The 12,230-nt window shown below is 45.3% G+C and carries 9 protein-coding genes; all 9 read left to right on the top strand.

What is annotated here, in order from left to right; all coding sequences use genetic code 11:
- Positions 1-6 precede the first annotated feature (6 nt).
- The 9 genes from MHH93_RS18455 to MHH93_RS18415 all read left to right on the top strand — a co-directional run bounded on the left by MHH93_RS18455 (position 7) and on the right by MHH93_RS18415 (position 12,126).
- Complete coding sequence (locus tag MHH93_RS18455; RefSeq protein WP_440388153.1) at positions 7-915, top strand: carbohydrate ABC transporter permease; 909 nt, start codon at positions 7-9, stop codon at positions 913-915.
- 133 nt (positions 916-1,048) lie between these two features.
- Entirely contained in the window at positions 1,049-2,584 is a 1,536-nt protein-coding gene (locus MHH93_RS18450) for an ABC transporter substrate-binding protein (protein ID WP_500055202.1), read from the top strand.
- Positions 2,585-2,761: 177 nt separating this feature from the next.
- Positions 2,762-3,460 (top strand): hypothetical protein, encoded by a 699-nt coding sequence (locus MHH93_RS18445; protein ID WP_500055201.1) that lies wholly within the window; start codon positions 2,762-2,764, stop codon positions 3,458-3,460.
- 296 nt (positions 3,461-3,756) lie between these two features.
- Positions 3,757-5,526 carry a sensor histidine kinase gene (locus MHH93_RS18440; protein ID WP_500055200.1) on the top strand — a complete coding sequence of 590 codons (1,770 nt, stop codon included), beginning with the start codon at positions 3,757-3,759 and terminating at the stop codon, positions 5,524-5,526.
- 56 nt (positions 5,527-5,582) lie between these two features.
- Positions 5,583-7,211: a response regulator gene (locus MHH93_RS18435; protein WP_500055199.1), complete on the top strand. Its 1,629-nt coding sequence runs from the start codon at positions 5,583-5,585 to the stop codon at positions 7,209-7,211.
- A 123-nt stretch (positions 7,212-7,334) separates the two neighbouring features.
- A complete protein-coding gene (locus tag MHH93_RS18430; protein ID WP_500055198.1) occupies positions 7,335-9,020 on the top strand; it encodes a type 2 periplasmic-binding domain-containing protein in 1,686 nt (561 codons plus the stop codon).
- A 189-nt stretch (positions 9,021-9,209) separates the two neighbouring features.
- A complete protein-coding gene (locus tag MHH93_RS18425; protein WP_500055197.1) occupies positions 9,210-10,100 on the top strand; it encodes an ABC transporter permease in 891 nt (296 codons plus the stop codon).
- Positions 10,101-10,129: 29 nt separating this feature from the next.
- Positions 10,130-11,008: a carbohydrate ABC transporter permease gene (locus MHH93_RS18420; protein WP_440388161.1), complete on the top strand. Its 879-nt coding sequence runs from the start codon at positions 10,130-10,132 to the stop codon at positions 11,006-11,008.
- Between the two features lie 32 nt (positions 11,009-11,040).
- Positions 11,041-12,126, top strand: coding sequence for a glycoside hydrolase family 53 protein (locus MHH93_RS18415; protein WP_500055196.1), 1,086 nt, complete (start codon positions 11,041-11,043; stop codon positions 12,124-12,126).
- Positions 12,127-12,230: the final 104 nt, after the last annotated feature.

The raw sequence follows: 12,230 nt of genomic DNA, 5'->3' as shown, positions 1-12,230 counted from the left end.
TCAGCTGTGAAATCACATGATCCACTAGCCGTATCGAAGCGTTCCGCATCCGTTATTCATGCGATGTTTCTATTCTACGCCATTGCCTGTATCGTGCCGATCCTGCTTGTCTTTGCCATCTCATTTTCGGACGAGACAACTGTAATTGCCAATGGATATAAACTTATTCCAGAGAAGTTCAGCCTGACGGCTTATGAGTTTCTGTTCAGAGATATGGATCAGATCCTTCACTCGTATGGTATCTCCTTCATCGTTACTGTCGTAGGTACCATTACCAGTGTTGCGCTGACCGCACTGTATGCATATCCGCTCTCGCGAAGAGATCTGCCTTACCGGGGTTGGTTCGCCTTCTTCATCTTCTTCACGATGTTGTTCAATGGAGGTCTGGTACCTTGGTATCTGGTCTATGTCAACGTATTGGATCTGAAAAACTCCATACTGGCACTCATTCTGCCACTACTGCTATCCCCATTCTTTGTACTGGTTATGCGTACATTCTTCGCGAACTCCATCCCGGTCTCCATTCTGGAATCGGCTCGGATTGATGGTGCGGGAGAATTGAGAACGTTTGCACGTATCGTACTTCCGCTCTCTCTTCCCGTAATGGCAACCGTCGCGTTGTTCAGTACATTGAATTACTGGAATGATTGGTACCTTAGCATGATTTTTATATCAGATAACCGGACGATCAGCCTTCAGTACCTTATGTACCGGACGCTGCTCGATATTCAATATTTAACAACCAACTCCAACGTCTCTTCACAGATTTCGTCGCAGGGTGGATTGTTGAATCTGCCTAACAAAACTCTGCAAATGGCGATGGCTGTAGTCGGTATTGGTCCAATCGTACTGGCATATCCGTTTTTCCAGCGTTATTTCATCAAAGGTCTTACGGTTGGCGCTGTGAAGGGATAACTCTGAACCGGTTAGCAGAGAGGGAAAGGGAAATGAAGATGGACTGAAAGGGCATATACAGAAGTAGCTATAGGTTTAATTGTGAATTGGGGAAATCGGTTGTAGGGTTCAACACATGACAGGAGGGGTTCAATTGGTAAGATCATTAAAGGTATGGTCACGCATGATGGCAACGGTTATGGCGCTGAGCCTGGTGCTGGCAGCTTGCTCATCAGACAAAGGTGGAACAACAACAACACCTGGCGCAGAAGGCGGAGGAGCAAGTGAAGGTGGGGGCAAACCCTATGAAGTGACACTGTTCTATCCAGGGACACCACAGAAGGATGTCGCTCTGGTGGAGGCCGAGATTAACAAAAAGATGGAACCGAAGATCGGGGCAACACTTAAGATCAATGCGATTGACTGGGGACAGTGGGATAACAAGTTGAATCTCATGATCTCCTCGGGTGAAAAATCAGATATTATCTTCACAGCAGCTTGGCAGAACTACACGGTGAATGTAGCTAAAGGTGCATTCTTGCCATTGAATGATCTGCTTGATGCACATGGTCAGGATATCAAGAAAAACCTGGATCCTGCCTTTCTGGAAGGTTCCCAGGTGGACGGCGTGAATTACGGTGTTCCTACGAATAAGGAACTTGCTGCGACACGTGGTGTGTTGGTACGTAAAGACCTGGCCGACAAGTATAAGCTGGACCTGACAGCTGTAAAGACTTGGGCTGATCTGGAGCCACTTCTCAAAACAATCAAGGAAAACGAGCCAGGCATTACTCCATTCTATATGTCCAACACCAATGGTAACGGGCTATTGGAGAATCTGGATTGGGATTATCTCGGTGACGCTTCCGTACCTGGAGTGATCTCCAAAACAGCAGGCGGAACAACGGTGCTGAATGAAGTGGAGACTCCTGAATTCAAAGAAGCTGCTGAACTCGCCCGCAAGTGGTATCAAGCAGGATATATCAACAGTGATGCTGCTACGTCCAATGTGTTCCCGAAAGACCAGGCGAAGGCTGGAAAAGCGTTTCTCTGGACCGATGGCATGAAGCCAGGCAAGGATAAAGAAGAAGAAGGGTATGTGGGTTTCCCACTGACTCAGATTGAGATGACACAGCCGACGATCACGACAGGTGATGCATCTGGAGCGATGCTTGCGATCTCCCGTTCTTCCGAGCAACCGGAGAAAGCGATGCAGGTCATTAACCTGCTGCATTCTGACAAGGAAATTAACAACTTGCTGAACTTCGGAATTGAAGGCACTCATTATGTGAAAAAAGACGGACAGGATAATATCATTACTCTTCCTGAGGGCGTTGATGCCAACAGTCGTACCTACAACCCAGGTGCCCAGTGGCAGCTTGGTAACCAGTTCCTGAACTTCCTCTGGGATAATGAAGACCCGCAGAAGTGGGAGAAGTTCAAAGAATTTAACGCCAAAGGTGTGAAGTCCCCAGCACTGGGCTTTACGTTCAACAGCCAATCTGTCAAAAATGAAATTGCTGCGGTCAACAACGTGAACAAACAGTTCAAGCCGGGCATGACATCGGGCGCGGTTGATCCGAATGAGATGATTCCGAAATATCTGGAGAAACTGAAAGCAGCGGGAATTGATAAAATTATTGCAGCCAAGCAGGAACAACTGGATGCATTCCTTGCCAAAAGTAAATAATCATTAGCTATCATAGAGGGACTTGTGATCTACAAGCTCTTGTCGGTGGCAAATATGGAGGACGTTTTCGGTGAACAACCGAAGGCGTTCTTTTTATTGTTATTTTTTTGATTTGGATTTTTAATCATAATTAGGAAAAATATGATATAATCAGGTGGTTGATTAGGGGGTGTTCGTGTGTCGAGGACCAGACTTGTGTTCTCAGGGGCTTTATTGCTATTTGCTATCATCTTTACATTTAACCATCATCTTGGTTTTTCGGTTGGAGATACAATGCTGTCAGCAATAGGTATATCACCGTATACTACATCTTACTTAAGTGGTGTACATATCACACTTTTCCTCGGATTGGGGATCTTCGCCTGTGGCTTTTATCTTACTCGCAAAGAGATTGGTCGGTCGTTTCCGGGACTTGCAAAAGGGTTGTGGATTGTCGTTCTCGCTCTTGTTCTCAGCTACTCGTACATGACGGATAAATTCATGTATATAGCCAATTGGGGAGCTAAAGGCATAGATGCAGTATCCTATGTACAGAACGCAAGCTCTTGTACCTTTAACGTGTTGAAGACGGGGGAGACCCGAGCAACCTGTGAGCTGAAACTCAAAAATTACGGCAGAGATCCCGTATCTGCTCTGTTATTGCCTGATCTCGCACGCAGTTATAAGTTCAAGGACGATCCGTTATTGGAAGCCTTGCGGTCTGTCCAATTAGGGCCAGTACATGTTGAGATCGAACCCCATGGAACGTTTACAGGTGAATTGGATTTTTATGGGAAAGCAGAATCCCCACTGTACGTCAGTGGGAAACTTAAGGATATTGTACTGGATGTAGGCGTGGATGGAGCGAATACGGTATTTGATTACGATATGCCATAGTTGTTATTTTTATAGAAATAAAGAATTACATAAACAGAAGTGGAATAAGGTTAATCTAAATAGAGCGTTCAAAGAGATAAATTAAAATCAGATCGAGAGCTGGCTAATGGCTGGCTCTTTTTGTGCGTGGAAGTTGCAATTAGTGCTGAAATATTGGTTTTATCTCCTTCCCCCTTGAATTGGTAACGCTTACGCTAGATAATGAATCGGTTTGTCTCAAAAAAAATAGTTTGTCTTTAGCGCTTACATCATTAAAATTAATGTCACGACAAATTAAGACAAGGTGAGATGAAAAGATGTCATATCGGACAAACCTGTTTTCCAAAATGGTCATTCTTATTCTGATTATGCTGATTCCTGTAGTGCTTTTGTACTGGTACTCCAATCACAAAACAACAGCTGTTCTCAGAGATGAGTTGAATCGATCGAATAGTAACCAGCTTGAATTTTTCCAAAATCAAGTGAACACACACATCGAACTGTTATCCTCATGGCCGAATCTGCTCATACATGATCCTGATATTGGCAGCTTCCGGCGAATCTATGCGGACAGTAACTACTTTGATCTGGATACGATCAACCTGGTCAAACGTATCCAGAATAAGCTGAGTATTCAGGAAAGCTCATCTAATTGGGCCACGAAATTATATCTGTATTCTCCTTCGCTGGGCAGGGTGGTTTCCGAAAGGGACGCACGTTCTTACGATAAAGAAGCGCTAAGGGAAAATATCATTTCCGGCTGGGATGTACGCAAAATTCAGGATGGGGAAGATGATCGGTTCATGTTTAGCTGGATTACGGTATCCCCATACGGTATTAAAGACCCGGCTAATAATGCGGAAACGATTATTAAACTGGAGTTTGATAGCGATAACATTCGGGATATGCTGGACAAATTCAAGGACGATGGCAGGCATGACCCCTTCTATTTCCGTGAAGAATCGGGAGTTATCTATAACCGGACTTCAGATCGTTCATTAACGAATCAGTTGATGGAAGAACTGTCCATTCATAAACTTCAGGACGTTGATAATCGTACCGTGGTGATCGGGAACGAGCCTTACATGGTCAACACGGTGAAATCCAGTACAACAGGCTGGTATTTGGTGGACTATATGCCGCTATCAGATATTCTGAAGCCCATTCATCAATCAAATATGCTGTTCTATTCTTCCATGATTTGTTTGGTGTTAATGAGTTTTGGTGTGGCGTATTTGTTCTATGTTCAGGTGCAGGTACCAGTGAAACAACTCATTCGCGGGTTCCAGCGGTTGAAGCAGGAAGATTATTCAGTGAGGATCAAGCCAAAGGGCCGCAATGAATTCAGTTTCCTTTCGGAACGTTTTAACTTGATGGTGGAGCAGATTCAGCAGTTATTTGAACACGTTTACCTGGAACAGATTCATGTGCGTGAAGCCCGGTTGAAGCAGCTGCAATCGCAGATTAACCCGCACTTCTTCTATAATTGTTTCTCCTTCATTACGAGTATGGCGAAGCTGAAGCGTATGGACGCCGTTGTAGCGATGTCGCATAACCTCTCCCGATATTATCGGTATACGACAAGACAGGAGCGGGACGTGGTACCGTTGACAGAAGAGATTGAATTTGTCAGTTGTTATCTGGAGATCCAACGAATGCGTATGGACCGGATTCATTACAAGCTTGATCTGTCCGAAGAGATGCTGAGACAGGAAGTACCGCCGCTGATTGTGCAGCCACTGGTGGAGAATGCGGTGATTCATGGTATTGAAGCGGATGCGGAAGCTGGAGAAATAAGAGTGTCTGGAGAAAAACAGGGTGGTGTCATGGTTCTTGTCGTTGAAGATGATGGGCAAGGCATGACACAGGAGGCACGTGAGGCACTTCTGATTAAACTCAGGGGAACGATGGATCAGGAGATGGGCTGTGGCCTGTGGAATGTGAATCAGAGACTACAGCTTCGATATGGGGAGCAGGCAGGGCTTGATATAACGGAATCGGAATTTGGTGGATTACGGGTTACACTGTCGTGGCCTGCTGAGAGAGAGTTTCTCCCCGATAGCCAAGATAACATCGATAACATGTGAGAGCATGGTGGGACATTGAATGTAGTGCATAACGAACGAGATAGGGAGTGACTTGCTTGATAGATATACTGCTAGTAGATGACGAAACGTATGTAACAGAAAGTCTGGAACTTACAATCCCCTGGGGAGAGCTTGGAGTAACCACTGTACTTCGTGCCGCTTCCGGTAAAGAAGCGCTGGAGATTATGGAGGAAAATGCAGTAGATATCGTGGTAACCGATATTCGCATGCCTGGTATGTCGGGACTGGATCTGATTGCAGAGGTAAGCAAGCGTTGGTCCCATATTCGCTGTATCTTGCTGACGGGTCACAGCGATTTTACTTATGCGAAGAAAGCCATTCAATTGCAGGCAGCAGATTATATCCTGAAACCTGTAAACGATGATGAATTTATGAGTTCCGTGTCGGCAGCCATCACATCTCTTCGTGATGAGTGGGATGAATTCGACAAATATCACCGACTCTTATACAGTCGAAAGTCTGACTATAAGATTTTACGGGAAAATCTGATGCATGATCTGCTGCTGGGTCGTGAGATCACGGCGCGGGCACTTCGGGAACAACTGCAACAATATGAGATTCATATTGATCCGGAACAATCCGTTGTCATGATGCTTATTCGCCTGACAGGACGCTTCTCATCAATGGACCAGCAGTCTCTGGATCTGATGGATTTTGCGGTAGGTAATATCGCAGAGGAAGTGCTTGGAGAGCAATTTAATGTATGGTTCGGTCGCGGACCTCATGAGTGTTTGGTCATGTTTTTACAGAATCAGGGACAGATCGAAGCTTCGCAGATGGACTTGGAGACGTTCAGAACCTCAGCTGAAACTTTCCGTGAGCATGTCATTCGATATTTACAGGGAGATCTGTCCATGGTCGTTACACCGTCATTTCCCTTTAATGAATTGACAGCGGCTTATCGAAAAAGTCTGGGTTCCCTTGTCCTTTCAGGACCGGAAGAACACAAGATTATATATATGAACATGGATCAGGCACTCGGCAAAAGACCGGAGAATGATGCGACGCAGGCGCTTGAAGAGCTGTATAAACCGCCTGTGCTTCCGCAACTGCTTGAGACCAAGCAATGGGAAGCGGCGGCGCGTAAGCTGAACATGGTCTTTGATGCGGCAGAACAGGTACGATTGTCCAGAGAACATGTGTATGAGATGTATCTGTCCGTAACCAATGCATTCATGTATATAGCCCATAAACAGGGGCATCTGGTACATGAGATTGATCATGCGGGATTCGACCTGCTTCTCGCTCATCAGTTGATTCAATCCCCTGAGAAGCTGCGACGCTGGGCAACCGAGATGCTGTCCAAGCTGCAGGAGGAATTGTCGGATCAGGAAGGTGTGCAGAGCCGCAGACATGTGATCAAGCAGGTTCAGGAACTGGTGACAAGAGACACCGGACAGGATCTGTCGGTGAAGATGATCGCCGACAAGGTGTATTTGCATCCCGTATATCTATCAAAAATTTACAAGGCAGAGACAGGGGAAGGTCTTGGGGACTACATGATTCGTATGCGCATGGAGCGTGCGCTGTATCTGCTTAAGAATAGCAACAAAAAAATATACGAGATTACGAGTGAACTTGGCTATCAAAATCCGCAGTATTTCAGCAAAATGTTCAAAAAACATTATGGTATGACACCCAATGAATTTCGGGATCAGTCATAATTACAACAACATTCCAGAATATAGGTTGGCAAAGGTGCAGAAATCTTGATTTCGTATCATAGGCTCAAAGGCCTGGTCAGCCTATAATGAAAGGGTAACCAAAACGATTTAAGGGGGAACAACATGAGAGCGCAATCAACGAAAAAGAGATTCTTGACGCTTCTCGCTACAACGCTGAGTCTAACTGTCGTTCTTGCAGGATGTTCAGGAGACAGTGGAAGCGGAAATAGTGCAACACCAAGTACATCTGGAACCCAAAACGAATACAAAGAAAAGTATGATCCGGAAGTAACCATTACAACAGCATGGGGAATCGACCCTGAGTTGAAGTTTAAAAATGGCGAATCCATGGAAAATAACGTGGCTACCAAGTGGGCCAAAGATCAATTCGGGATTAACATTAGCTCGCTCTGGTCTGTAACGGATACGAATGGCGCATTTGCAACCAAACTTCGCCTGGCGATGTCTTCTGGTCAGGATATGCCTGAAATTGTAACGGTGGGTGACAACTTGCTTGCTCAGGATCTGATTGATTCCGGCATGTATCAGGAAGTTGGTCCACTGTTCGACAAATATGCTTCAGACACATGGAAAAAAGCAATGGAGCAAGATCCTAACGTATGGAACCAATATAGCCGTGATGGTAAAAGAATGGGTATCCCTGTTCTGGACTATGCCTACAACAATGATTACTTGCTCTGGATTCGTCAGGATTGGCTGGATAAGCTGAAGCTGGAAGCTCCAAAAACAATCGATGAGCTGGAAACCGTTATGGAAGCATTCAAAAACAATAACCCGGACGGATTGGCTCCTGAAAAAGTCACTCCGCTCAGCATTGGTTTCAAAACATCCATGAATACATGGATGGGAGACCCATCCTGGATTTTCGGAGCATACGGAACATTACCGTTCCAATGGAATCTGGCTGCGGATGGCAAGCTGGAGTATGGTTCCATCAATCCAGGCATGAAGCAAGGATTGGTCAAATTGAGCGAATGGCTCAAAAAAGGGTATATCCCGCAAGAAGCAGCGCTATGGGATGAGAACAAAACAGCAGAGCCAGCAGTTGCAGGCACCGCTGGTATTATCCCAGGTCCTTACTGGATGAGTGGATGGCCGTTGACTGACACAGTGAAGAATTCGCCTGGTGCCGTTTGGAAACCGATTGAAATTCCAACGGGTCCTGAAGGTAAAGCAATGCGTCATGGAACACAATTCGTAAACGGTGTTACGTTGATCAAAGCAGATATGGAACACCCTGAGGCGTTCTTCACGTATCAGAACTACCTGTTTGACAATTATGCTGATCCTGCACCGGGTAGCCCGTATGATAACGGTCTATTCGACGGATATGACTACCAGCTGGACGCGAACGGAAAACAGAAAAAGCCAGACGAAATTGATGGCGGATATGTCAATGTCGTACGTTACCTGTTAGTTCGTGATGGTGCACGTATTCCAGATGCACAGATGAAAGCGTTGCTTAATTTGGCTGATGGCAAAGAGCCTGAAAGCAAGCTGGAAAAAGACGTGGCCGTAAACTATGGACCAGAAACTCCTGCAGCAGCGAAAGTGTTGCTGAGCCAAGAAGAAATTTCCTTCAAAAACATGTTCACAGGTCCAACAACACAGACGATGAAATCCAAGTTGGACTATTTGAATAAAATCGAGAATCAAGCATTTAACGAAATTATCTATGGCAAAAATCCGGCTGATGCGTTTGATACTTTTGTACAAACGTGGAAATCCGGTGGTGGAGATCAAATCACACAAGAGGTCAATGCGTGGTATGACGGTGTGAAAAAATAGTTTTAAGCAGCGCCCAGACGATATCGTCTGGGCGCTTTTTTATGTTAATTCAAGCTGAAGCAAAGTGGTTGAATTTGTGCCATTTATATTGCTTTTATGTGCTGTTTGGACCCCGTAAAAGGTTGATATAATCGCTTTATAAGCCACTCAGGGAGTACTTGAGTAGGAAGAAATACAGGGGGAGCAATCATGAGAACTTTGAAACGTACTTGGCCATTCCACGTAATGCTGCTGCCAGCGATCGTCTTTCTGATCATCTTCAGTTATGTGCCTATGGGCGGGATTGTTATGGCATTTCAGAACTATAAGCCATGGCTTGGAATTAACGGATCTGAATGGGTCGGACTGGACAACTTTAGATATTTGTTTGAACGTGAAGACAGCTTACAAGTTATCTGGAATACATTGATCATTGCTGTGCTTAAACTGATCTTTAACTTATTTGTTCCATTTGTCTTTGCCATTCTTTTGAATGAAGTTCGCAAGATGGCGATACAGCGAACGATACAGACGCTTGTCTATTTACCTCACTTCTTGTCCTGGGTCATTCTGGGCGGGATTCTGATAGATCTTTTGTCAACAGGCGGCTTGGTTAACCGGGTTCTGGGGACCTTCGGACTTGGGCCATACTTCTTCCTCGGGGATAACAGTTACTTCCGTTCTACGGTCATTCTGACAGATGTGTGGAAGGAATTTGGCTATAACATGATTGTCTTTCTGGCTGCCCTTGCCGGAATTAATCCAGCATTATACGAGGCAGCAGAGATTGACGGAGCAGGGCGCTGGAAACAGACACTGCACATTACAGTTCCTTCGCTTGTCCCGATGCTGATGGTTGTAGGAACACTGGCACTTGGTAACGTACTGAATGCGGGATTTGACCAGATTTTCAACCTGTATAACCCGCTCGTATATCAAACGGGTGACATCATAGATACCTTCGTATATCGTTCTGCGATGCAAAACGGTGAGATGGGCTTCGCAACCGCGATCGGATTATTCAAATCGGTCATTAGCATGATCTTGATTCTTGTATCGTACAGCTTAGCCAAAAAATACGCTGGATACCGCATATTCTAATCGAATGAACAGAGAAAGAAGGGACCACGATGTACCATAAATCATTGCCTTATCGCGTGTTTAATATAGTCAATACCTGCTTTCTGATTCTAGTTGCCATCATGTGTATCATACCGATGGTTCACGTACTGGCGGTATCCTTTAGTACAAAGGCTGCTGCGGATGCGAATCTGGTCAATCTCTGGCCCGTAGGTTTCTCACTTGAGGCATACAAAAAGACGATGAACAATCCAATTTTCTTGAACTCCCTCTGGATCTCACTGTTACGTACAGTAATTGGTACAGCTATCACTTTGCTGATTACGTTCCTGGCGGCGTATCCGTTGTCCAAAGAAAATAGTGAGTTCAAAGGCAGAACGATTTACTCCTGGATTTTTGTATTCAGCATGATTTTCAATGGAGGATTGGTTCCATTCTACATGGTTATCCAGAAGATCGGGTTGATGGATTCCTTCTGGGTACTTGTACTCCCAGGGGCGGTTAATACATTCCTGGTCATCCTGATGCTGAACTTCTTCCGTGGTATTCCGAAAGAGCTGGAGGAAGCGGCGTTGATGGACGGTGCTAACCACTTCAGAACACTGTTCAGTATCTTCCTGCCGATCTCTTTGCCGTCGATTGCAACGATTGCATTGTTCAGCATGGTGTTTCATTGGAATTCCTGGTTTGATGGATTGCTGTATATGAATAATGCCAAGGATTATCCACTGGCTACCTTTATGCAAACCGTTATTATCGGACGTGACATGAGTAGCATGAGCATGAATCCCAAAGAGATGGAATCTCTCTCTCAAACGACGGTAAGAGCGGCTCAGATCTTCATTGGAAGTGCACCAATCTTGATTGTGTATCCTTTCCTGCAACGTTTCTTTGTCAAAGGTATGACGTTGGGCTCAGTTAAAGGCTGAGCCTGTACCCCAAATTAATGGAGGTTGATACAGTGAGCAACTTGACGGAAAAGACATTCGTTCTGGGAATGGATGTGTCTTTTATGGATGAAATTGAACAGCATGGCGGGAGTTACAGTGATGTGGATGGCAAGGAACAAGACTTGCTGTCCATCCTGAAGTTCAATGACACTAACGCGATTCGACTTCGAATCTGGAATGATCCTGTTGGTGGATTCTGTAATCTGGAGCGCACGGTGGAGATAGCCAAACGGATCAAGAAACAGGGATTGCAATTTTTGCTTGATTTCCATTACTCTGATCGCTGGGCTGACCCAGCCAATCAATGGAAGCCAAAAGCATGGGAGAATCTGTCCTATGAAGAGCTTCAACGTGCGGTATGCATGTATACGGCTGATGTCCTCAGAACGTTGAAGGAACACGATGCGCTTCCAGACATGGTGCAGGTCGGCAACGAGATTACGCCAGGCATGTTATGGAATGAGGGGCGTGTCGGTGGAGAAGAGCATGATACGGATGAACAGTGGGAGCGTTTTGCCGGCCTTGTGAAGTACGGAATTGCTGCGGTCAAATCCGTTGACCCGGATATTCAGATCATGATACATATTGATCGTGGTGGAGATAACGCCGAGAGCCGTAAGTTTTACGATCGCTTTGAAGCACTGGGTGTGGAGTTCGATATCATTGGTCTATCGTATTATCCTTGGTGGCACGGTACACTTGATGCATTACGCGACAATCTTCATGATCTGGCTGAGCGTTATGGCAAACCTATCAATGTGGTTGAAACCGCTTATCCGTGGACGCTGGAGCAGCCGGAAGGCATTGAATGGATTCTGAATCAAGAAGAATTGTTGTTGCCAGGATACCCTGCAAGCGTAGAGGGACAGACCAAATATCTGAAAGATTTATTGCAGATTATCCGTGAAGTTCCGGGTGGATTGGGGCACGGATTCTATTATTGGGAACCTGCCTGGATACCAAGTAAAGAAGAGTGGTCTGTCGGACATCCGAATAACTGGGGCAACCTCACCATGTTTGATTTTAAAGGTCGCAAGTTGGAATCGTTTACAGCGCTAGCTACTACAGAAGAATCGGATGTCGTGACCTACGTGTAATATCATACAGGTTATCGGTTGTATCTGATGAGAATATGAAGTCAATGCCAGATGATGCTGGATAATTTGAGCCGTGAATCTCGTTGTATTAATAAAAATTGTAA

This window comes from Priestia sp. FSL H7-0729 (assembly GCF_038005685.1).
Lineage (GTDB): Bacteria > Bacillota > Bacilli > Paenibacillales > Paenibacillaceae > Paenibacillus.
Note: the sequence above shows the minus strand (reverse complement) of the source record. Positions and strands in the feature narration are given on the sequence as shown.